The sequence below is a fragment of the Providencia sp. genome (genome assembly GCF_003533305.1).
Taxonomy (GTDB): domain Bacteria; phylum Pseudomonadota; class Gammaproteobacteria; order Enterobacterales; family Enterobacteriaceae; genus Providencia.
Genome location: NZ_DOEH01000019.1, coordinates 120456 through 146055 on the forward strand (window position 1 = coordinate 120456; position 25600 = coordinate 146055).

General features: G+C 37.7%; 10 protein-coding genes. 5 read left to right on the top strand and 5 right to left on the bottom strand.

From position 1 onward, the window contains the following. Positions 1-10: 10 nt before the first annotated feature. Positions 11-2119, bottom strand: a complete 2109-nt coding sequence (gene rlmKL, locus DD649_RS12310; protein ID WP_294107304.1) for a bifunctional 23S rRNA (guanine(2069)-N(7))-methyltransferase RlmK/23S rRNA (guanine(2445)-N(2))-methyltransferase RlmL — start codon at positions 2117-2119, stop codon at positions 11-13. Between the two features lie 98 nt (positions 2120-2217). Between rlmKL and DD649_RS12315 the strand changes: the two genes are divergently transcribed. After that, positions 2218-3333 carry a YcbX family protein gene (locus DD649_RS12315; RefSeq protein WP_294107305.1) on the top strand — a complete coding sequence of 372 codons (1116 nt, stop codon included), beginning with the start codon at positions 2218-2220 and terminating at the stop codon, positions 3331-3333. Positions 3334-3486: 153 nt separating this feature from the next. Here DD649_RS12315 and DD649_RS12320 read toward each other — a convergent pair whose 3' ends face one another. The 3 genes from DD649_RS12320 to pepN all read right to left on the bottom strand — a co-directional run bounded on the left by DD649_RS12320 (position 3487) and on the right by pepN (position 8273). Then, positions 3487-4032, bottom strand: coding sequence for a cell division protein ZapC (locus DD649_RS12320; protein WP_294107306.1), 546 nt, complete (start codon positions 4030-4032; stop codon positions 3487-3489). A 250-nt stretch (positions 4033-4282) separates the two neighbouring features. Further along, entirely contained in the window at positions 4283-5293 is a 1011-nt protein-coding gene (gene pyrD / locus DD649_RS12325; protein ID WP_294107307.1) for a quinone-dependent dihydroorotate dehydrogenase, read from the bottom strand. A 361-nt stretch (positions 5294-5654) separates the two neighbouring features. Next, positions 5655-8273: an aminopeptidase N gene (gene pepN / locus DD649_RS12330; RefSeq protein ID WP_294107308.1), complete on the bottom strand. Its 2619-nt coding sequence runs from the start codon at positions 8271-8273 to the stop codon at positions 5655-5657. A gap of 586 nt (positions 8274-8859) precedes the next feature. Here pepN and pncB point away from each other — a divergent pair. From pncB to DD649_RS12350, 4 genes are all read left to right on the top strand, one after another. After that, positions 8860-10074 carry a nicotinate phosphoribosyltransferase gene (gene pncB, locus DD649_RS12335; protein ID WP_294107309.1) on the top strand — a complete coding sequence of 405 codons (1215 nt, stop codon included), beginning with the start codon at positions 8860-8862 and terminating at the stop codon, positions 10072-10074. Between the two features lie 499 nt (positions 10075-10573). Next, positions 10574-11974 (top strand): asparagine--tRNA ligase, encoded by a 1401-nt coding sequence (asnS, locus tag DD649_RS12340; RefSeq protein ID WP_294107310.1) that lies wholly within the window; start codon positions 10574-10576, stop codon positions 11972-11974. A gap of 594 nt (positions 11975-12568) precedes the next feature. After that, positions 12569-13681, top strand: a complete 1113-nt coding sequence (locus DD649_RS12345) for a porin (RefSeq protein WP_294107311.1) — start codon at positions 12569-12571, stop codon at positions 13679-13681. Positions 13682-14114: 433 nt separating this feature from the next. Continuing rightward, complete coding sequence (locus DD649_RS12350) at positions 14115-15305, top strand: amino acid aminotransferase (RefSeq protein WP_294107312.1); 1191 nt, start codon at positions 14115-14117, stop codon at positions 15303-15305. An 89-nt stretch (positions 15306-15394) separates the two neighbouring features. Here DD649_RS12350 and DD649_RS12355 read toward each other — a convergent pair whose 3' ends face one another. After that, positions 15395-25567: an anthrax toxin-like adenylyl cyclase domain-containing protein gene (locus DD649_RS12355; RefSeq protein WP_294349720.1), complete on the bottom strand. Its 10173-nt coding sequence runs from the start codon at positions 25565-25567 to the stop codon at positions 15395-15397. Positions 25568-25600: the final 33 nt, after the last annotated feature.

Here is a 25600-nt window from a genome sequence, read left to right on the forward strand (position 1 = left end):
TTCTTATCCTTTACTCTGCGTGACGAATTAGCCAGCAGTTATGAATTTGACGATTACGGGCGAAATCTTCTGAACGTGTTTTGCCAGTAATTTCTTCTGCATGTAGCCCTAGCTCATCCAGCGCCTCAGTATCCATTTTGAAACCACGTTTATTATTCGAAAACATGACAGTTCCACCACGGCGTAGCAGGCGTTTTAAATCGGTAATTAATTGAATGTGATCGCGTTGTACGTCGAAAGTACCATCCATACGTTTTGAATTTGAGAACGTAGGGGGATCGATGAAGATCAGATCAAATTGTTCGTCACTATTCGCTAACCAGCCTAAACAATCCGCTTGTATTAAACGATGTTGGCGACCAGATAAACCATTTGCTTGTAGATTTTTCTCTGCCCATTCTAAATAAGTACGCGACATATCAACAGAAGTGGTACTTTTTGCGCCGCCAAGACCTGCATGAACAGTTGCAGAGCCTGTATAACAGAACAGATTTAGAAAATCTGCACCTTTACTCATTTGCCCTAACATACGACGCGCGACACGATGATCAAGGAATAATCCCGTATCAAGGTAGTCCGTTAAGTTAACTAACATTTTCGCGTTGTATTCTTGCACTAAAAAGAAATCATCTTTTTGGGCTAATTTTTCGTATTGCTGTTTGCCTTTTTGACGTTGACGCGTTTTAAGTATCAACTGATTAGAGGTCAATTCCAAAACATTCATCGTGGCTGTAATGACATCAAACAGACGTTGGCGTGCTTTACGCTCATCAACGGTTTTTGGTGGCGCATATTCTTGCACAACCACTTTGCTACCGTAAATATCCACGGCTACGTTATATTCAGGCAAATCCGCATCATAGACTCGGTAGCAATCAACACCTTGCTGCTTCGCCCATTTACTCAGTTTTTTATGATTTTTACGCAAACGATTTGCAAAATCAGGAGAAATTTCGCCAACACCTTCAGAAGGTACTGCTGCCAATATGTAGTTTTTCTGCACGCAATCGAGAGGACCATTTTTGGCCTTAAATTCGCGCTCTGAACGTAATTGCAAACAACTCAGTAACTCAGGTGAACCACTGAATACCGAAAAACGCCATCCAGGAAAACGTGCTTTAACGACACGTCCAAATTGACTGTGCAATGCCACCAGCGCTGGCTCGCTTTCTAAACGTTCACCGTATGGCGGATTACAAACAATCGTACCGGTTATCTCAGTTTTTACTGGATTTTCAAGAGATGCTGCATCCCCTTGATTAAAGCTAATTAAATCTTGTAGCCCTGCTCTGCGGGCATTGGCGCGTGCCATATCTAATACACGTTTATCAATGTCATAACCATAAAAACGTGAAGTCGTTTCTTTAAGACCTTGACGAAAACGCACTTGTGCTTCCGCTTTTAGTTCACGCCATAGCTCCGCATTATATTTCGACCACGCGTAAAAACCCCAATGCTCACGATATAAACCTGGCGCTCTATCCGCAGCCATCATTGCAGCTTCAATTAATAAAGTACCTGAGCCACACATAGGATCGACCAAAGGCGTCCCATTTTGCCAGCCAGAACGATTAATAATCGCCGCACCCAAGGTTTCTTTTAATGGTGCTTGACCCGCAAGGTCACGATAAGCACGAACATGTAAAGAGTCGCCACTTAAATCTAAAGCAACACTGACTCTTTCTTTATTAAGGTACACATTGACACGAATATCAGCTTGCTGACGTGCAACATCAGGTCGTTGATCTAACTTACGCGTAAAGCAGTCTACGATGGCATCTTTGACTCTCAATGCACCATACTGACTATTACGAATTTCGTCATTCGTACCAGTAAAGTGCACCACAAAAGTGTCATTAACTGAGAAAATTTCTGTCCAGTCAATCGCTTGTACACCTAGATACAAATCCATATCGCTATAGACGTCAAAATCACTTAAAGGCAATAAAATACGCGATGCCAGCCGACTCCAAAGTAGGCTTTGGTACATCACTCGTTCATCGGCCTGAAAATAGACACCCCCTTGTGCAATCTTGCACTGGCTAGCTCCAAGAGCTTCCAATTCCGTTTTCAGTAGTTCTTCCAGGCCTCGAGCTGTGCTGGCAAACAAAGAATTCATAGTATTTATTACCGATTTCAATGAAAATTGTTGCGCATTATAGCTAATCTTATGCGCTTGTCATAAAGTTGCTGTGCAACAATTATAAGGATTAAAAAATGATAACGCTTTCGCGCATTTATACACACCCAATCAAATCAATGAGAGGGATACGTTTATCTCATGCATTCGCTGATATCAGCGGACTGACTTTTGATCGTAACTTTATGGTAACGACACTGGAAGGTAAATTCATTACTGCAAGAAAATATCCACAGATGTTACTGTTCACACCCGCTATGCTTAATAATGGGCTTTATCTTAGAGCACCAAATGGCGAAAGCGCTACCGTATTGTATCAGGACTTTAACGATAATCAGAGTCCTACTGAAGTTTGGGGCAATCATTTTCATGCGCTTATTGCGCCGGATGCGATAAATACTTGGTTAAGCAGCTTTTTTGACGAGCCAGTTCAATTACGTTGGCTCAGTCCTCAGCTATCTCGCAGAGTGAAAACCCATACCGATATTCCATTATCCTTTGCAGATGGTTACCCTTTTCTATTAATTAGTGAATCTTCAGTACAAGAACTTCAACGTCGTTGCCCTGCAAGTATTAAGCTTGAGCAATTTCGCGGTAACTTGATTATTACTGGCGCCAAACCTTTCGAAGAAGATACCTGGAAAAAAATTCAAATAGGCGATATCGTTTTCACTTTAGACAAGCCTTGTAGTCGCTGCATTTTAACCACCGTCAGCCCTGAAAAAGGCATCAAACATCCGAATAGTGAGCCTCTGGCAACGTTACAAACATTCCGCACAGCAGAAAATGGGAATGTGGATTTTGGTCAAAATGTCATTATTCACAACACGGGTGTCATTCGCGTTGGCGATCAACTCACCGTATTAGAAACCAAGTTAGCAGAAAAATACGTTGAGAAAGAAAGAGAAACACCCGTCGCGGTATCGACCAATAAACCACAAATCAACACGTTGAGTTTAATCTTTGAAGGTATTGAATATCAAGGGGATAATCAGAGTGTTATCTTAGAACAGCTTGAATCACATGGTATCTCTGTTCCATATTCATGCCGTGCAGGTCTTTGTGGTTGTTGTAAAATAAAGCTTATCGAAGGGGAAGTAACACCATTAAAACAAAGTGCAATTAAAGATAATGGCTATATATTAGCCTGTAGCTGCATACCTAAAAGCGCAGTCAAACTTGCTTTAAAATAGTATTAATAGATTTGTCTATTCAAACACCATCACGAAAAATAATTTAGATAAAGTGATGGTGTTAATAAACTAGAGTTAAATTAATCGTTATATTTATATGATGGTATTTTATTTATTTTTACTTTTCTGTATTCACCGATCATAAACGATCAACTAAATGACATTTCCATATAGTATACGCTTAGTCTTAGCTGAATATTGCATCATACGATCATTCATGATCTTAATTGGATCACAAAATCGCAAAGTCCTATCTGATAATTCAAGCTGTGGCTCCGCTAATAAACATAAACTCGCCGATATACCTGCTTCCGCAATGATAAATGTTGAATAGCAATTAGTATTCTCTAAACACACTTGAACCAATTGCCCTTGAGCAGGCTCAGTAACATAGTGAAAGGTTGAAAAATACCAGCTTTTAGGCATTTGTGGTTTTAAAAAACGAAAAGCAACAAGACTATTTAATACTAACTCCGCTCTTTCTTCGAGAGTTATATTTAATCTCTTCGCTTGCTCATCAAATATATAATATTCACCTGCATCTTCAATACTAAATGGCATTTCATTTCGAGCAAAAGCCGTTAGCATTTTTGCGGGAAAACATGACCGGAATATCATTCCGTTGGCGAGGTCTAGCATCACCCTGTCATGATCATGATCAAAATACCAACGCCAATGATCATCAGGTTTAATTTTCATAAACGATCCTTCAGCGATTTATCGGTAAATAAACTTTAGGATCGATCATCAATAATGATTGTTCCAAAAATCTATAATGAGTCCTTAAATGTCCAAGTTAAGATTAGATAATAAAGCACTATATTTGACGTAAATAACCTATAACTTAAAGCATAAAGGAGATGAAACTAGTTAAAAAATAAACAATATTCATAATATAGATTAAAAGGGGGAATAAATAAACCCCCTTGATATGTAAATTTACACTTTATTAGATATTATTGACAATATCTTTTATTAATTTTGGTCCATGGTAAATAAAGCCAGAATAAATTTGTATTAATGAGGCCCCAGCTTCCATTTTTTCCCGAGCGGCTGTCAGTGAATCAATTCCACCCACACCAATAATTGGCAATTTACCGTTTAATTCTTGGGAAATAAGCTTAATCACTTGGGTACTTTTTAATTGAACTGGGCGTCCGCTTAATCCCCCCATTTCATTGCAATGATTTAAACCTTGTACCAATGAACGGTCTAACGTTGTATTCGTGGCAATAACACCATCTATATTATGTCGAACTAAGCTATCAGCAACCTGAATAATTTCTTCTTCAGTTAAATCCGGTGCAATTTTAACAGCAACTGGAACATATTTCTGATGCACAGATTGCAACTCAAGTTGCTTAGCTTTAATACCACTTAATAAATCATCTAAAGCTTCGCCATATTGCAAAGTGCGTAGACCGGGAGTATTTGGAGAAGAAATATTCACGGCAATATAACCGGCATGGGCATAAACTTTATCCATGCAAATTAAATAGTCGTCTTTACCTTGTTCAACGGGCGTATCTTTATTTTTACCAATATTAATACCAATTATTCCGCCATAATTTGATTTTTTGACATTCTCAACAAGGTTATCAACGCCTTTATTATTAAATCCCATTCGATTAATCAAACCTTCCGCTTCGACTAATCTAAACAAACGCGGCTTGTCATTACCTGACTGTGGTTTCGGCGTAATCGTTCCAATCTCAACAAAACCAAAACCCATAGCGCCGAAAGCATCAATACAATCACCATCTTTGTCTAAACCCGCAGCAAGCCCTAAGGGATTCTTAAACGAAAGTCCCATGCATTGAACAGGTTTAGTCGCAACAGATTGGCGTAAAAGGAATTTTAGAGGGGAATTAGTTAAACGTTGGAGCTGACGAAAAGTCAATTCGTGAGCTTTTTCAGGGTCGAACTGAAATAATGCCTTGCGGGCAAGGTGATATAACATATTCAATAACCTATTTTCTATCTATGCGAATACATGTCTAAGCGTAAAGAAAGACACAATATTGCGCGTGCCAATACACTCGCCAATTTAGTTTGCCGAGCCCCTAATAACATAGCTTATTTTTCATTCGATAAAACGCGCTATAGACTACCTTAACTTGACGTTATTTACCCATGAAAAAATCAATAAAAATGATGTTTGATTGATTTATCACCATTTAAGACCCCGTTAGATATGCGAGGACAACAACAAGATAAGAATAATAGGTAATAAAAAGCCCCTAAAATTTAATTTAAGGGCATAAATTGACAGTTTAATCGTTATCCCATTTAGGAAATATATAAACCTAGTTTTGATACTGTTAGCTTTCTAACGCTTTAGTCACCTTCTCAAATAAATCCCCTGAAAGGTTGTCTAATGCTTTTAATTGCAAAAGGATATTACGCATCAAACCTTGACGCTTTTCATCATAACGCTTTAAGCGAATTAACGGCTCAATCAATCTTGAGGCAACTTGCGGGTTACGCGTGTTTAAATCAACTAATATCTCATATAAGAATTGATATCCACTGCTATCTTCTGCATGAAAATTCACTGGGTTACCTGCCGTGAAAGCCCCGACTAATGAACGAATACGGTTTGGATTACTCATACTAAATGAACGATGATTTAATAATTTTCGGACATTTTCTAGCGTACCTTTAGAAGAATTAGCGCCTTGCAAAGCAAACCATTTATCCATCACCAGACCATCATGGTGCCAGCGTTCATCAAAATCAGCCATTAATTCAACATGACAAGGCAATTTCTCTTCATAAGCTGCGGTTAGCGCAGCCAGCGAGTCAGTCATGTTATCCGCAGTTTTATATTGGTTTTGAACCAATTTATTGGCCAATTCCTTATCGTCACCCGCAGCAAGATATTGCAAGCAAGTATTACGTAATGCACGCTTAGCAATGTCTTGGTGATCAACTCGATACCCATCAATTTTGATTGAACCATATACCGCCAAAAATTCATCATGTAATTGGGTAGCCAGTTGACCATAAATGAAATTATGAACTTCATGAATAGCAACAGGATCAATCACAGGGAATTGTTCCGCAATCTCATTTTCTGATGGCAACGTTAAAATCAATGCAGCCAAAGCAGGATCAATTGAATCACTCAACAGCACAGCTCGAAACGCATCAATAACATGCTCAGGTAAAACTAACGCTTCACCCTGATGAAATTTTGCAACGTTGATTTTCGCATAGTTATTAATTAACTGCTGAGCCGCATCCCAACGTGAGAATTCATTGCTGGCATGTTGCATTAAGAAGGCTAGTTGCCCATCAGTATAAGGATAGTCAAGCTTAACAGGCGCTGAAAACTCACGTAGCAACGAAGGTACTGGTTGACTGGTGATTTCATCAAAAACAAAAGTTTGCGACTCTTGGGTAATATTTAAAACTGAATTTACCTGATTCCCTTCGCGTTTTAATGGGATCACCGCGCCATCTTGTCCATACAATTCAATATCCAAAGGAATATGCAGAGGAAGTTTTTCAGCTTGATCTGCCGTTGGTGGCGTCATTTGGCTCACATGCAGAACATATTGTTGCTTTTCAGGCAAATATTCATCGCGTACCGTTAATACTGGCGTGCCTGATTGGCTATACCAACGACGAAATAGTGATAAATCGACATTTGATGCATCTTCCATCGCTTGAACAAAATCATCACAAGTCGCGGCGCTACCATCATGGCGATGTACATATAACTGCATACCTGCTTGAAACATCTCTTCGCCGAGTAATGTGTGGATCATCCGAATAACTTCAGATCCCTTTTCATAGACGGTCAAAGTATAAAAGTTATTCATTTCAATAACTTTTTCAGGGCGAATTGGATGTGCCATTGGGCTTGCATCTTCAGCAAATTGAGCCGCACGCATCACTTTAACATTGTTGATACGATTTACTGAGCGAGAACCTAAATCTGAACTAAATTCTTGATCGCGAAAAACAGTCAAACCTTCTTTTAGACTTAATTGGAACCAATCGCGACAAGTGATACGGTTACCGGTCCAGTTATGAAAATATTCATGACCAATGACCGATTCAATACCGAGATAATCTTTATCTGTCGCCGTTTCACTTTTCGCTAAAACATATTTAGAGTTGAAAACATTCAGGCCTTTATTTTCCATTGCGCCCATATTGAAGAAATCAACGGCCACAATCATATAAATATCAAGATCATATTCAAGGCCAAAACGCTCTTCATCCCATTTCATGGCATTTTTCAATGACTGCATTGCCCAAGGCGCACGGTCTAAATTACCTTTATCAACAAACAACTCTAAGGCGACTTCGCGACCACTACGGGTAATAAAAACATCTTTTAAAACATCAAAATCACCCGCGACAACCGCAAATAAATAACTTGGTTTTGGGAATGGATCTTCCCATTTAACCCAATGACGGCCATCTTCCAGCTCACCTTTTGCAACACGATTACCATTTGATAATAAGTAAGGGTAACGTGTTTTATCTGCGGTGATAGTTGTGGTGTAACGGGCTAAAACGTCAGGCCTGTCTTGAAAGTAGGTGATATGACGGAAGCCTTCGGCCTCGCATTGCGTACACAATGCTTCCCCAGAAACATACAAACCTTCTAATGCGGTATTTTTTTCAGGGCTGATTTCATTCACAATGCGCAAGGTAAATGTTTCAGGTAAGCCCTCAATAATTAATTTTCCGTCTTCTTCTTTATATTGAGTCCAAGCCTGACCATCGATTTCAAGGCTAATGAGTGATAAATCTTCACCATGTAACTCAAGCGTCGAAGATTGAGGATTAAGACGTTTAACCTTACTGACTGCCGTTACTACAGTCTTTACTGGGTCAAGGTTAAAATCGAGTGCGATTTCATTGATAGTATAATCAGGAGCTTGATAATCATGGCGATATTTTGCTTGTCGTAACTGGGTCATAAGGTAACCTTATTATGCGTTAATTCAGTATCGTGCTGTTTTGTTACTTCATACAATACTATAACAACTGATAATGTGAACGGATTTGAGAAACATTTTCATCAAAAGATATTAAGCTTTTATATAAGAATGTTGTCACTTTATCTATAACCGTACCTAACTTTGTTAACAAATCGTTTGTTTGTTGGTGCTATCCCACTATTAAATATTTCATTACCTGTTAGTATCAATCGGTGATTAGTTCCTTTTTGTGGTATCACTCACAGTAAATTATTAGCATTCAAATTATTTGCTTAGTTCGTCTATTTTAGATATTCATTTGAAAGCATTAAACATTGATTTGAAAGCAATACATTAAAAAATAAACAGGTGAATTAAAGTTGAAATGTCCTCACGGCACATCAAGATAGAATAAAACTTCAATCTTTTGGTAAAGTGAGTATACTTTTGCAACTTTAATGATTTAGACCCTTGATAATTCAAGTGACATGACAGCGTCAAATAGAGCAACTCAATGACGTTTACGTGTACATGAATATGATGGGTATAACTAAGTAGATAAGCTCCGTGAGGATGCCTGCGCGCCATGAATTTAGACGCTACACCAATTATTACATCACTACTCGATACCGATGCTTATAAGCTCCATATGCAGCAGGCGGTCTTTCACCACTACAACCAAGTGCCTGTGGTTGCTGAGTTTCGTTGCCGTAGCAGTGAGCGCTTAGGTGCCTACGCAAATGCGATCCAACAGCAAATTAACTTGATGGCGAAACTATCACTTTCTGATGAAGAATTAAGCTTCTTACGTAGCCTGCCATTTTTCCAAGAAGACTATCTCACTTGGTTTAAATTATTTCGTTTTAACCCTGAACAAGTTAAGGTTTCTGTCACTGATGACGGGCAATTAGCTATTCGTATAAGTGGTCCATGGCGTGAAGTGATCCTGTGGGAAGTACCCCTTCTTGCGCTAGTCAGTGAAATAGTCCAACGCGATAGACATCCAAATGTCACTGATGAAGATGCCGTTAACCAGTTAAGAAAATTACTGACTATTTTCTATAGCCAAGCATCCGAAAACCAACTTGACCTATCTAACTTTAAACTAATGGATTTCGGTACACGTAGACGTTTCTCCTACAGTGTGCAATCTGCCATTGTTTCTATGCTAAAAAATGAATTCCCTTATTTGGTTGGGACAAGTAATTACAAGCTCGCCCACGAGTTAGACTTAATACCCGTTGGCACACAAGCCCATGAATGGTTCCAAGCGCACCAACAAATAAGCCCTGAATTATCCAATAGTCAGCGCGAAGCGCTACAAAGTTGGCTTAACGAATATCCTGATCAACTCGGTATTGCATTGACTGACTGTATCACTATGGATGCATTTTTACGCGACTTTGATGAAAATTTTGCGAAGCGCTACCAAGGATTACGCCATGATTCGGGTGATCCGATTGAATGGGGTAAAAAAGCCATTGCCCACTATGAAAAGTTAGGTATAGATCCGCTAAGCAAAACATTGGTCTTTTCTGATAGCCTTGATTTGCAAAAAGCCCTTGAGCTTTATCGCTACTTCCATCAGCGAATTAATTTAGTTTTCGGTATTGGCACACGACTGACCTGCAATATTCCTAATGTCGTGCCGCTGAATATTGTGATTAAATTAGTTGAATGTAATGGAAAGCCCGTCGCGAAATTATCCGACAGTCCAGGCAAAACGATGTGTGAAGACGATGAATTCGTCAACCAACTCAGAAAAGCTTTTGACCTACCTAAACTGGAAAAAGCCAGCTAGTCCTCCCCCCTATTTTTAGCCTCTCCGCATAAGAATTTACATTTTTCTTATGCGGCGCTTTAAAAGCGCTTTTGCTTTCGCCTGCTTACTATTACTATAGCTTTTGAGCCCTATCTCTATCGTTTATATTCAAATAGAAAGGTTTGTAGCGATTTTTTACTTGTTTCCTACTAAATGGCAAGTAACATAGAGCTTTGGCCCCTGAAATATGGGATTTCGTTAATATATCCCTACTTTACTATTTTATTCGTTATATATTGATTGCTATACCTTAAATAAGGAATATCTAGCAATTCAATTTATTAAATGATTGTAATACGATTTGAGTTATATCCTAAATAATTCGAGTTGTAGGAAGGCGGCAAACAAATTGAGACCTAGGAGCATACATAAGTATGTGACTAGGTTCGATTTGCGAAGCCAACGCATCTACAGCTTGAAGTATGACGGATTGAGATAGTCAAAGTAGATATTGTTAAATTAAAAGAGAGTAAATTTTATGATAGTAGCGCCTGTAGTCGACGTACTGCAAGGCCGAGTGGCGGTAGGCTCAGAAGTCACCGTTCAAGGCTGGGTACGTACAAGGAGAGATTCAAATGCTGGTTTTTCTTTCCTCGCCGTTTATGACGGTTCTTGCTTTAACCCATTACAGGCTATCATCAATAATAATTTATCAAATTATAATGACGAAGTCCTTCATCTAACAACCGGTTGCTCAGTTGAAGTCACAGGCACCGTTAAGGAATCGCCAGGTCAAGGACAATCCTTTGAACTTGACGCGACAGCCGTGAAAGTTGTCGGTTGGATTGATGATCCTGATACCTACCCTATGGCAGCAAAACGCCATAGCGTTGAGTTTTTACGCGAAGCGGCTCACTTGCGCCCACGTACTAACTTAATTGGTGCGGTTGCACGAGTTCGCCATACATTGGCACAAGCGCTTCATCGCTTCTTTGATGAGCAAGGTTATTTCTGGGTATCAACCCCATTAATCACCGCATCAGATACCGAAGGTGCCGGTGAAATGTTCCGTGTTTCCACACTGGACTACAACAACTTGCCACGCAATGACAAAGGTGAAGTTGATTTTAGCGAAGACTTTTTTGGTCGCGAAGCGTTCCTAACGGTTTCAGGTCAGCTTAATGGCGAAGCTTATGCTACTGCTATTAGCAAAATCTACACTTTCGGACCCACTTTCCGTGCTGAAAATTCAAATACTAGCCGTCACTTGGCTGAATTTTGGATGTTGGAACCTGAAGTGGCTTTTGCAAACCTAGACGATGTTGCAGGCCTTGCGGAGCAAATGCTCAAATATGCGTTTAAAGCCGCATTAGATGAACGCCGTGACGACTTAGAGTTCTTTGCTCAGCGTGTTGATAAAGAAGTAATCAATCGCCTTGAAAGCTTTGTTAATTCAGATTTCGCACAAGTGGATTACACCGATGCGATAAAAATCCTCGAAAATTGTGGTCAGAAATTTGAAAACCCAGTTTATTGGGGTGTTGATATGTCATCTGAACATGAGCGTTATTTAGCAGAACAACACTTTAAAGCACCTGTTGTGGTTAAAAATTACCCGAAAGATATTAAAGCTTTCTATATGCGCCTCAACGAAGACGGTAAAACCGTTGCCGCAATGGACGTATTAGCACCGGGTATTGGTGAGATCATCGGTGGCTCACAACGTGAAGAACGTCTTGATATGCTAGATGCGCGTCTTGAAGAGATGGGTATGAATAAAGAAGATTACTGGTGGTATCGCGATCTGCGTCGTTACGGCACAGTGCCACATTCAGGATTCGGCTTAGGCTTCGAACGTTTAGTGGCGTATGTCACAGGTGTTGGCAACGTACGTGAAGTCATTGCATTCCCACGTACCCCAAGAAATGCTTCATTCTAGTGTCACAAATTAGCTAAGTATTTTTTACTTTCTGTTTCTACTTAGTTAATTTGCTAAATATTGGGTCAATCATCAGGTTGGCCCAATACTTTTTGTAGAAGTCTTAATTATTATTCTGTTTTTATACCTCAGCATAAATTCTGTATAGTTGTTAACTCAATCACAAATTTTCTGTTATCGCCTTATAAGTGACCTGTTATTCAATCTTATAAGGAATAGCTAAGAATTATCTGCTTTTGCGATCCAATTACTGACTTCTTTTAGCACAAAACAGCATTCGAGTTTCCCTAAGTCGCTCAAAAAAAGCTCAATTCGCCTTGTGAAAAAGTTCACTTATTTTTGTAATATTTTTTAAACTGGTACGATGTGTGGTTATTATTTGATCTATTTTTTACATTTTGAAACATATTATTACCATTTGTTACAGAAACTTCGTTTTTGTAGCACTTTGAGGGTGGATTAATTTATTTAGCAATGGAACACTGGTCGCCGACATAGACGACACTAATCTCTCATAAATAGTTCCAAATAAATTTGAGAATTATTTTTGGCAGTGGCAGGTGTCCGAAAATAACACCAATGAGGGTAATAATAATGATGAAGCGCAATATTCTTGCAATAGTTATCCCAGCTCTGTTGTCTGCAGGCGCAGCAAACGCAGCTGAAGTTTATAACAAAGACGGCAACAAATTAGACGTTTACGGTAAAGTTGACGTTCGTCACTATTTCGCATCTGCTGATAAAAAAGACAGCAATGGTAATGCTAAATCAAGCCAAGACGGTGATGATTCACGTGTTCGTGTTGGTCTGAAAGGTGATACTCAAATCACTGATCAACTGACTGGTTTTGGTCGTTTCGAGTGGGAAACTAAAACTAACAAAACTGAAACTAACAACGAAAACAAAAACCGTTTAGCTTACGCTGGTTTGAAATTCGCTGATTTCGGTTCAATCGACTACGGCCGTAACTACGGCGTAATCTATGACACGAACGCATGGACCGACGTTATGCCTTTATGGGGCGGCGACACTATGGCTCAGACTGACACGTTCATGACTAGCCGTAACCGTAACCTATTAACTTACCGTAACAACAATGCATTCGGTTATGTTGATGGCCTAAGCTTTGCCCTGCAATACCAAGGCAAAAATGGCGACAACAACAAATCTAGTGCTAAAACAGCTTACGAAAATAACGGTGACGGCTACGGTCTATCTACCGCTTATGACTTAGGTTGGGGCGTGACTCTGGGTGGTGGTTATTCTAACTCTTCACGTACTCCTGCACAGAAAAATACAACAGCTGCTGGTGGCGATAAAGCTCAAGCATGGAACGTTGGTGGTAAATTCGACGCTAACAATGTTTACTTAGCTGCTATGTATGGTCAAGCACTGAATACTACCCACTTCGGTAAAAATGATACTATTGCTAACAAAACTGAAAACGTTGAGTTAGTAGCACAGTACCTGTTCGATTTCGGTTTGAAACCATCTTTAGGTTATAACCAATCAAAAGGTAAAGATATCGCAGGCGGTAACGGCGACATCGTTAAATACATCTCTGTAGGTTCTTACTACTACTTCAACAAAAACATGTCTGCAGTTGTTGATTACAAAATCAACCTGCTGAAAGACAATGACTTCTCTAAAACTTACGGTCTGATGACAGACAACGTAGTTGGTTTAGGTCTAGTTTACCAATTCTAATTATCAGCTAACTGATAATTTTGAAACAGTAAATATGTTTTTGAAAGCAGCACTTCGGTGCTGCTTTTTTATTGGTTATTATTCGCAGCATCACTTATCGCTTTATCTCCCTACCTTGTAATTACGATGTCTATTATCGCCCACGACTTTGACTCATCTAAGCTAAGCGCTAAACAATGCATTCCCTCTAAAAATACAATCAACACTCTCATCACCATACTCATTATCTTGCTTTAAAAACTAATAATTAGACAATATCACTGTATTACTGGCGATTACTGGTCGTATTGCAGGCAATACCTATCGAGTTCACAAGATCTCACCAATTATAGGTAAAACAGTTGGCAAATCCCCTCGCTCACGTTACCCTGAGAACTCGACATTTTCGGCTAAACCACCTTTCAGCTAACAACAGAGCTTTGGAATCGATAACATGTTTGAAAAAATCACTGCTGCCCCTGCGGACCCTATTCTCGGTCTTGCTGATAGTTTCCGTGCGGATCCTCGCGATAACAAAATTAACTTAGGTATTGGCGTCTACAAAGACGAATCAGGTAAAACACCTGTGCTTGATACTGTTAAAAAAGCAGAGAAATTTCTGCTTGATAACGAAAATACTAAAAACTATCTTGCTATCAGTGGAATGCCTGAGTTTGGTCGAGTCACCCAAATATTACTATTTGGTGAAAACCATGAAATCGTAACCTCTAAACGTGCACGCACTGCACAAGCGCCGGGCGGTACAGGTGCATTACGTATCGCAGCTGATTTCATTGCAAAACAAACCAATGCAAAACGTGTCTGGATAAGCGGCCCAACTTGGCCTAACCATAACAATATTTTTGAAGCCGCTGGTTTAGAAGTTAAAACTTATAGCTATTACAGTGCCGCTAAACATGATATCGATTTTGAAGGTATGATAAGCAGCCTAGCAGACGCTACAGCGGGTGATGCAATCGTACTGCATGGTTGTTGCCATAACCCAACAGGTATCGACCCAACAGCCGAGCAGTGGTCTATTCTCGCAGACTTATGTGCAGAAAAAGGTTTACTGCCTATTTTTGACTTTGCTTACCAAGGTTTTGCTAAAGGCTTAGATGAAGATGCAGAAGGCCTGCGTATTTTCACCAAAAACAATCCAGAAATGATTGTCGCGAGCTCTTTCTCGAAAAACTTCGGCTTATACAACGAACGTGTTGGCGCTTGCACCATTATCGCCAAAGACAGCGATAACGCAGAGCGTGCATTTAGCCAAGCGAAAGCCGTTATCCGTGCTAACTACTCAAATCCGCCCGCTCATGGCGCAGCTGTTGTCACAACCATTTTGTCTGATGAAAATTTAAAAGCAGAATGGATCCAAGAACTAACATCAATGCGTGAACGTATTAAACGTATGCGCCAGCTGCTCGTAAAAACGTTGGAAGAGAAAGGCGCTAAACAAGACTTTAGCTTCATCATCAACCAAAACGGTATGTTCTCATTCAGTGGCTTAACCAAAGAGCAAGTAGAACGCCTGCGTAGCGAATTTGGTATTTATGCAGTAAGCTCTGGTCGTATTAACGTCGCTGGCTTAACACTTGAGAACATGGTTCCTTTGTGTGATGCGATTGTAAAAGTGCTATAAGCCAAGCTTATCACTTTTTGCGGTTTAACCGTTGATATCATCAATAGGCCAGTCAGTGAATTCTCTGACTGGCCATTTTTTAGAGATGGTTATTTAAGGTTGCTGAGGAAGTGCTCTGTTATTTGTGCCGCCCCCCAATTTTTTCTATAATTACCATTCTTTATCGTAGAATCAAGGTTACTTTCATAGGCTATACGTTGCTCGGCGAGTAGCTGTATCAAACGTTCAACGGTTTGATCTATATTTTGTTTTGATAGCAGCCTGTGGTCGTTAAGATAATTCACCTCGGTTACATTAGCCACTTTATTCAAATGGTTGTTATGGCGTAACGTCACGACTCTTCCACTCTTTGATTCATATTTCGTTTCAGTCACCGTTGCGGATAACTGATTGCCATCGGTGTCGTTACGCTCAAAACCAATCAATAGCAGCTTATTTCGCCCAGCAAAATCAGTGACCGTCACATCCCCTTCACCATGGCCACTGATAATGTAGAGATCATCTCCTTTATCTGCCGATAATTGGTCTTCTCCATCTAATGAGATCAACACATCCTGATGCATACCCTGTGCCAATAAAACATCATTACCTTGCCCACCATACAGCACATTCTCTCCGCCAGTCGCAATCAGTTTATCATTACCACCACCACCTTTTATCACACGACCGTACTCAGTCATATCTATGATCTCATCATTGCCAGATAAAGCATCAATGAACCAGTTATCTCTCCTACTGTCAGGCTGTAGCGTCCTTCCATCATTACCCGCTGTTAGCATTACGGGTTTCACGGTCAGCCCTTTTAGCGTGTCAGCCAGTTTCTCAGTTGGCTTCCAAGTAGCAAGCTCTCCGAAATGCTTTTCTTCATGCAATTTTTTAGATAAATAATTCACGAGCGGTGTCATACCATCACCTGTGGATGCAATAAATTTTTCATCCAATCGTTCATAATGATGAATGCTAAAATTAGCCGCGCTGTCATCGCTAGGTCGTTTAATTTTGACAATTTTACCGCCTGCTGAAGAATAGAGCAGGTATTCCTCATTGCTTTGCTTTATGGGATCGTTTTTAAAGTTGACCAAGTGAATATGATTGTGCCCCGCATCATCTACAATATAAACCCCACCCGCCTGATTACCCTCAATCACATAATGATCACTTCCCTCCCCACCCATTAAAGCATCACTGCCATCACTCGATAACAGTAGGTCATCACCTAGCCCACCGCTAACCGAATTAATCCCAGCGCCGCCATACAGAACATTATTTCCGACTGAGGCCTTAATATTATCATCACCCTTACCACCTAATAGGACGTAACTGTCTAAGCTTCTGCTGATAATTATATCGTCACCATTCCCCCCATCAATAACATGCTCTTCTGATATATAACCTGCAGGTAGGATTATTTGGTCAGCGTGGTCACTGCTCTCCATGACGGGTTTTATTGGCGTTATAAAGCCCTCCTTTAGATTCACTTTAAATACGTTGCTGTGCTTATCTTGCAGTAAAACAACCTCCGTCAGGTGCTCTCCGACATTAGTAAACTTGATATCTAATTGTTTTTTCCCTGAATTATTAATAGAGTAAATCTCATAGCCATCCATGTGTAGTGAATAACCATTCTCAGTCGGCAATAATAAATTCACACTATCCGATTTAGTAAAACTATCCTTCACTTTAGAAAAGTCGAACTCAATTTGCCCATATTCATCTTTTCCTTGCACAATTTGGTAAGTATCGATTCCACGACTAATTTCTATATAACTACCACTCTTGATAAGTGGTAATAAATTATTTTTATCATTGCCGTAATAGGATAAATGCTCAGCACGGCCAATCGGGGTAAACCAACCCCATTCAGGGGCAATATGGCAACGAGATTGATTTATCGTTATACAATTAGCTAGCTCATCTATTTTGACGGATTTATGTTCAGGGGCTGGTAACTGATCATATTCTTGAATATAACTTAAGCTGAAATATTGATGAGGTCGTGTTTTATCTTGTTGAGTTGTCATCACCCAACCATCACGTGTTTGTAGCTGATAGATATGATGCAGCGTTTTCGAATCGCCATCTGATTCAAACACATTTTCTAACACAATTGATACTTCACTTTCTACATTTGCAAAACTTTGTCCACCAATCACGTGGTCCGCCAATTTTATTGTTAAGACCAAGTTATTACCACTTAACCGTATTTGTATTATTTCATCTAAGGAATATTCTAAATTGACTCGGCTTTGTGAACGATTATATTCATTAATCATTACTTCCGTTTGATATATTCTATTACCCTGTATATAGACAGGGTTATGATACCTTCGAGTTTTAACAACTTTTTCTTTTATGTCAAAATAACGTTCTGTAAGATAAAAATCACTAACATGTTCAGACCAGTCAAAACGGCGGATACGATAGCTATCATTACCATCACCACCTAGCGCTCTACCTTGGGTTAAAATAAGCAGATCATCGCCTCCTTTTCCTTCCAATACATCAAAGCCAAGCCCACCATCTAATATATTAACCGCATCATTTCCCTGTAAAGTGTCATCGCTATTTCCCCTTACCACCACATTTTCCATTGCTTGTAAGTTCGCCGCTGGAATAACGATAAGAGAACTTTGTTCCTGATAATTCAGCGTATTTGCATTTAAATCGACAAGCACCTGATGGTTCTTCGGTAAGCTATCAATAATGACGGTATCTTGCCCACCTTGACCATCTAAATATTTAGTTGGTAATTTCCCTCCGCGTGACATTAATGAACTTACGCTACAATCACGCATAAAAAATAAATCATCGCTGTCCCCACCTGCGAAATATTTTTCACCAAGTAAAACCTGAAAGGAATTTTTTTGTGATTTTTTTCCGATAAGCACATCATTACCATTAGCTGTATTCCAACTTATCCCTTGGCTAAATGTGCTTTCTATATGTAATGCCGTGCGATAAGTATTATTCACCAAATTTTCACTAAAGAAGCGTTCATCAGCGCTAATCAAGCGCTGCCCAAACACACTAAATTGAGTATTGGTTGAATAAAAATTAATTTGTTCTGAAGCTGAATTCTTTAATTGCCTATCTAGGGGCAATGATAAATTATTATCTAGCACCTGATGCCGGGCTTTAAATTCATCAAATAATGGGTTCTTATAACTAGTATTTAAAGAATAATGCTCATTAGTCGAGACTCTGCCTATCGGCTTAAGGTCTATTATCTCTTTAGCTTCCCGCTTAAAATGAATCTTTTTACGATAATCTGGCTCAATACTTTCATAGCTTTTATAGAGAGTTTTTAAACGTTTAAACCAGCCTCTATTTCTAGCGAGTTCAATTTGTAAAATGAAATCGGCTTCTTCAGCTGTAAACGTAGGGGCTCCATTACGTAAAAAACAGAAAACAATATTTCCTGATCCTAATTTTTCAGTAGAGAAAGTTCCATGGAAGTAATTCCTATGATTATCAACTAAATAATATCTCTGCAAAGGTTCAGAGATGGGTTTTTCAACAATACTGAGGTGATGACCAAAACCTGCATGCTGAATATTACTTTCGAATAAAATCAGATCCCTATCCCAATCTTGATTTTTGAATGCATTAATCTGGTGTTGATTACTCATCTCTTGCTGACTACGTAAGGTTGGCTCCAAACCAAAAGCGCCTCGGATCCCTTCTTCTAATTCGCGATCCCAGTCAATATCAATAATATTTTTAATATTTTCAACAGCTCGGATGCCGTTATAAACCCAGCCCCCCACGAGCAATACTCCTCCAACAACTAATCCTATAACCGGAATAGTCGAAGAACCGACTAAGACGCCAATGACAGTCACCCCATTGATCACCGAACCCACAATAGAAAAAGTGGCATTAACAATAATGTCTTCACGCTGTTTAGGGTCTGTTACACTGTCCAATTTAGATAAACTGTCGTAAGCTTGATAGGCATCAATTCCCATCCCTATCAAATTGAAGATCACTACCGTGCCCATTGCAAGTCTTGACCGGAACAATGAGCTTGTCCCCTTACTCGATGCGATACTTAATAGCATTGGTTGCACTATCATATCGCCATAATTAAAAAAGGCAGACGCAACAAGTAAATAAAACTGCTTCTCTAACTCTTTACTTTCTTCAACGCTAATATCGGGATTATCCAATTTGGCCAAAATAGCATAAGCGCTAATCAGACTTTGGATCGCACCAGCCGCCCCCATGACTTGCCCAGCATGATTTGCAATACGATGATATTTAGGAAGCTTGTTACCCGCTTGACGAACCTTGAGTAATGTGGAGGACGCAACAGCGTCCTGTTGAGCATCGATATTGCTCGCTAAATATTTAAACTGTTTTTTCAGTGCTCCCGACTCAGCAAAGTTAGCTTTCCGCTCGACGAGTTGGTAAATATCTGCTGATTTTAATTGCTCATGAAACACTTTAATGAAAGAGAGATCCTCTTTCCCACCCTCCATTAAGGTAAAGTAGGTCGATAATTTCTCAGGGGAAAAGCGAATTTTTTTATGTTGTCCACCCACATCGAAATCGCTAAGAGAAATTGTTCTTCCCTCTATTGTGGCGCCTAATTGCTGTAATTTTACAAAAGAAACTTTTTCCCCATTGATAGTAACCCAGCGATTTTTAGGTAGGGAAAACGCAGTTTGCTCTATAATCGATTCTCGTTGATTTTGTAATGAGGGCAATACCTTTTTAATATTTTTAAAATCTAAATCAATAACCTGGAAATCAGCTCTAAAATTGCCATTCTTCATTACTTCGAGCCCGGCATTTTTTCCTCTCGCAATAAATTTTCCATCCGCAAGTTGAATATCTTCATTAAAATAATGTTTAATTTTTTGTTGGAATTTCCATTGAGCTCCCTCAGACGTTCTATTTTTAATACTAAATTGTATCCCTTGAGGATCAAATAAACTAATTTCATGACTTCCATTACGGTTGACTTGCATTACCGTATAAGTAGCTGATTTTCCTTTTATGAAAATAATTGCATTGCCAGAACCGGAGACGGTTGAAAATAAGTTTAATAGCGACTGATCAACCACCAATATACTATTTTCACGAACGACGGTATTAATATAGTGGCTATATTCATCCATTTTTATCAACAATGATCTTTCTGCTGATGTTAATGTACCTTTAAATTTAATTCTCTCAAGCTGTGCTTTTCGCTCAATAATATCTCGCGCCGTATCGCTACCCGTAAAATAAAATTCAATGCCATACATTCCCCCCAGAGTTTGGTCTATCACTCTAGGTTGATCCACTAAACGGATAATATCATGGTTAATTAACCCCACTTTATAACCATAACTTAACAGCTGATTAAATTGCTTCAATCGCTGTGCTTGGTTATTTTCATAGGTTTTAAACACTTCACTAAACGAAAGTCTCCTTAACTGAGCCTCTTCTGCCACTAAATTAGATGAACTAAACTCTTTTAGGTTATTGCTTAATAATATGAATTTATTATCATCAGTGACTAAGTCTAAAACTTTACCTTTATTAAACTCAACTCCATTAAATCCATCCCCAGCCGGAAATATTTTACTCAATAATAGTTTTGAGTTTTCACTTAAATTATTTAATAACGATAAATCATTTTTTATCTCAATTAATAGAGTATGAATATACTCGGCTTGTTGCTGATAACTGTTTGATAGTGAAGATTCAAGAAGCAAGTTCATTGACAAAGTATTAAAATCTTTATTTTGACTCAAAATATCATTCAATCTTTTATTAATTAATGGGTCTGATACTGCGATTTTTAATTTTTCAATATCAACCCCTCCATTTTCATCTGAAAAATAATTTAATAAATAAGGATGTTCCACCTTAGTGATATCTTGAATTAAAACCTCTTTTAACGATATTTTTTCCAGTAACGTAATCAATGACTGATGTGAATTTCCGCCTAAAAATGATGTACTCTGAGTATCATTATTTACACTAGCAAGATGGTGATTATAATCATGCGTATATTTGGATTTAACCTCGGAAGTCATACCATGCGATTTAAGATTTGCAGATAAGTCCATAAGAAACACTTTATGCTCCGCCGCGTCAGTTATCATAGCGGGGCCTACTGAATGATATAAAATATTTTCAGGATTTATTAATGGATATTTATTTTTCAGTGCCAATAATTCAGATGCCAATTTACCAGTTGGTTTTCTTATAATATCAGTATCACCAATAATTACCCAATTAGTTATTTTATTTTCCTCTACTAAAGAAATTAAATCCGCTGAACCATACTCTAATATACTTTTTTTATTTTCAACATCCATCTGGAAAATTAACGTATTATGTGGGTCCCTTGCAGCTAAACGTTCTGATTGCAATAAGCCTTTTCTATCATCCGTTAAGCGAATAATCACTGTTAATTCTGAAATATTCTGAGCTGTAATGTTTGATACTCGGTTAAGAATGCGTTCAGAACTCACCATTTTCCAAATTGGTGTTTCTTTAATTCCTAATTCATTAATTTTTTCATTAAAGGTAAAATAAAAATCATCAGGTAGATTACCTTTATGTCTTTTCAATTCATTAACAAATAATTTATAGGCATCATGGTTATAAATAACTTTCTTTAATAAATCCATATCAAGGGTGCGCGTATCTAGATCCCTAAATACGCGCATAGGATCTGGTTCAATATAATCATTTAATTGATTTAACGTAATCTCACCACGGCGAACTTCATTAATAAAATATAACACACTAGATTTACCATTAATTCTAACCTGCTCTGAACCTGTATTATATTGATAAGTAAACTTGTAACCATCTGTACTTACCGAATCACTATCACCATCAATAGGCATAACTAATTTATTCCCCAAGTAAATATTACTTACCATTCTATTGTAAGCAACAACGGGAATTCTTACATTATACTCAGCTAATAAAGGAATTATTTTTATTACAAAATTTTCATTAGGTCCACCTCGCGCTAGGTTGCACCCTAGCAAGACTAATTTATCTGGAGATTTACTTTTTAATATTTTATTTTGTAAGTATAAAATGCTATTAACATATTCTGCAGCATTCTTTCCAGCATATAACGTTGGCTCATTATTCCCATAATAAATACCATGCCCAACAGTTATCCAGCGTACCTTACCTTTTTTTATCCTTTGAAGATCCCCATGTAATATTTTATATTGCTTATTCGTCATATTATATTGAATAACCATGGAATCGTCTGGGTGTTTAGAAAAAGCATTACCTGTTGCACGAGCTGCAATTTCATCACCTTCAATTTGAACAATTACATTATAATCATATTCAGTTGGTTTTATTTTTCTTACTGTTTCAGCATCCTGCTGCTGTAATTTTCGATATTTATCTATTGGATCAGACCAATGCTCAAGTGACTCAATACTTGATGATTGCTCACCAGCTAATACGCCATTATTATGTGTATTTATTTCATCTAATTGAATATCACCAAAGCCCATATCTAATTTCGCAATAGGTTTACCGAAGTTATTATCAATATATCCTTTTTGATTTTCTTTCCCCTCAATAAAATTCTGATCAACAATAGGGATGCTTTTCTTACGCTGTATCTCTCTTCTAGCATTAATAAAACTATCTGATATTTTTCTTTTTGGATTAAAGTAATCAGCATATTCCCCTTCACACCAGTTAGCATTGAGAGGAGCACGATATCCCTCATTAATTAATAACTGTTGAAAATTTGATAGGCTTTCAACATCATTAATAATAACCGTACCCGATGAATTCATTTGGAAATAAGTATCTATCGATTGGCTTGTTCCTGATAATTTATTTTTTCCTTTGAGTTTATCCGGTAAGAAAAAGGTAATTGGGAAGTTATCTTTCATCACACTTCCAGGATTAGCATCATCAGCCCCATGATGAACTAACTCTAATCCAACAGGGCGCCCTAATTTTTTATTTAAATCTCGATTAATCTCCTTGATTTTTGTATTAGTAATACCATTATCTTTCCCCTCTCTTTTATTATATTCAGCCTCAGTCTGATAGAGCTTTTTCTGTTCATTCGTGAGTTCATCATAGTTAACACTCGCCTTCCATTCTTTCCATGAAGGCATTTCTGACACTCTAACATAATGCTCTAGCTCAGAAACTGAAAAAATAACACTAAAAAGATCATAATCTGCCGTCATCGCTTTTCCCGTTTTAGGGTCACCGACCACAAGGAAAGGATTTATTTTATTACCAGACAGATGATAGACTTGCCATACCTTACTTTCTCCTCGAGTTATATTTTTAAGAACAAAATGATAGGATACATTATCCACCTTTGCACTTGTTCTACTGCTGTATTCTCCCCAGCTTACATCCACCAATGGCTCCACTACCTTATATTTAAGTAGCTCATTCATACGTTCATGAGTTACTTCAAGTATCACCGCCTTTGCATGCCCTTGCTCAATAGACTGTGTTACATAATCATTATATTTCTCTTGCTCATCCCGAGCTGATTTTTTGGCAAACTGCTGTAAAATAGGAATAAAGCCACTATGAGGTCCCCAATCTGAACTTTTACCTTTAATCGAGAGCCCTTTACTGCTATACAGACCAGAAGCAATTAAACTTGTCGATTTATAATCAATAGGCCGCATACCTATAATAATATTATAGTCATTGGCAACTTGTGTAATGGCTCGTTGATGATTTTCTGGGATCCCTGTAATAGGCTTGGATTCATTATTGGACAACGGTTTTAAATGCAAGTTGACACTAATATAATCCCTTGCAATGTTTTGATTATTATGACTCTTATTGATATTTTCAAAGGTCTTGATATCGAAATCTTTATTTATCGAATAAATTTTGTATCCATCTTGAGAGATAAAAACATCTTTTTTAATTTTAGATATAGTTTCAGGATTATTAACTATCCGTGTATAAAGGTCTTGTCCATCTAAAATATCCGTATATGCTATAAATTCGACACTCCCTACGATAACCTTAATTTTTAGTAAACAATTTTCCGGATTGAATTCTTTATATATTATTTTGCACTTACTCCCTTCTTGCTGATAAGTGATTTTTCTTTCAGCTAAAAGTACATTTTCAGTTATTTTTAAACTGATTTTATTTATTTTTTTAAAACCACTCCCACTATTCCCATTTTTTTTAAATTCACTAACAGTTATATTATAATCATTATCAAAAATAGGTATTTTATTTTTTTCAGCATTTATTTTAATGTGATCATCTAAATAAGAAAAAAAATCAATCTGTTTGTTAATCGTCGTAACACCACTATTAGGATCAAAAAATGAATATTCCCATGATTGATTTTTATTGTTATATTTTGCGCTAATAACAACCGCGTGGTTACCTAAAATCAATTGATAATAGAGTGGTGTTTTATTTTTAGCTGTATGAGCAATAATGACGTCCTTAAATCTCTTTACTGTCGTTCCCTCTAATGTATTAAATGAATAATTCTGATGTATATTATTCCCTTTAATACCTCGCTGGTTATTTGTTAGCTCTAACTTTAAATAATTATCTCTATTAATGCTTTCAGATATCGAGTCAATAAAAAAATGCGCATCAGAGACCGAGTATTTACTTTCTAACAATAAATTCCCCCGTATAAATTTTTCTTTTAATTTTAAAAAAATAGGGTCAGAACTAGAAACTTCTCCTTCCTTTGTATTAAAAAAATCCTTATTAGCATATAATGCATTAATATATTCTTTAAATTTTATTTTTTGGGACTCATAAATATACTGATAATAAATTTTATTTTTTTCATTAACCTTCGTAGCTTTCTTTAAGTTTTTATCAATTATATCATTAAAATAATCACCAAACATTCTATTGTTAATTTTATCATAGGTTAGGCCATCAAAATAATCCCTATTTCTTAAAGAGTTATCACGAATTGCTTGGATTTTAATAAAATCATAAATATACTCATTCAATAGAACTTGGGCATGCATTTTCAAAGCGTCATATCTTGCTTTATCTATTGCAGATAAACCCACTCTATCATAACTAGTAATATCATATAAATAATTCAACTGCTGAATATAATCAGCACCTTTATCGTCTATATTATAGATTAAAAATTCATTTGCCAACCCATAACAATAACCTGCTGATTTACTATGATTGATACCATACTCAGTCATAATATTGGTAAAGAATGATTTGTTTTTAGGGGCATTAATATAATTATACAAATTATATTGCATGAAATTTATAGTGTAGTTATTACCTTTCATTTATTAATTATCCATAGTTGTTATTTAACATAA

What these genes read in the sequence shown, in the direction of transcription:
- rlmKL (WP_294107304.1), bottom strand. Translation starts at nt 2,119, where the DNA reads ATGAATTCTTTGTTTGCCAGCACAGCTCGAGGCCTGGAAGAACTACTG.
- DD649_RS12315 (WP_294107305.1), top strand. Translation starts at nt 2,218, where the DNA reads ATGATAACGCTTTCGCGCATTTATACACACCCAATCAAATCAATGAGA.
- DD649_RS12320 (WP_294107306.1), bottom strand. Translation starts at nt 4,032, where the DNA reads ATGAAAATTAAACCTGATGATCATTGGCGTTGGTATTTTGATCATGAT.
- pyrD (WP_294107307.1), bottom strand. Translation starts at nt 5,293, where the DNA reads ATGTTATATCACCTTGCCCGCAAGGCATTATTTCAGTTCGACCCTGAA.
- pepN (WP_294107308.1), bottom strand. Translation starts at nt 8,273, where the DNA reads ATGACCCAGTTACGACAAGCAAAATATCGCCATGATTATCAAGCTCCT.
- pncB (WP_294107309.1), top strand. Translation starts at nt 8,860, where the DNA reads ATGAATTTAGACGCTACACCAATTATTACATCACTACTCGATACCGAT.
- asnS (WP_294107310.1), top strand. Translation starts at nt 10,574, where the DNA reads ATGATAGTAGCGCCTGTAGTCGACGTACTGCAAGGCCGAGTGGCGGTA.
- DD649_RS12345 (WP_294107311.1), top strand. Translation starts at nt 12,569, where the DNA reads ATGATGAAGCGCAATATTCTTGCAATAGTTATCCCAGCTCTGTTGTCT.
- DD649_RS12350 (WP_294107312.1), top strand. Translation starts at nt 14,115, where the DNA reads ATGTTTGAAAAAATCACTGCTGCCCCTGCGGACCCTATTCTCGGTCTT.
- DD649_RS12355 (WP_294349720.1), bottom strand. Translation starts at nt 25,567, where the DNA reads ATGAAAGGTAATAACTACACTATAAATTTCATGCAATATAATTTGTAT.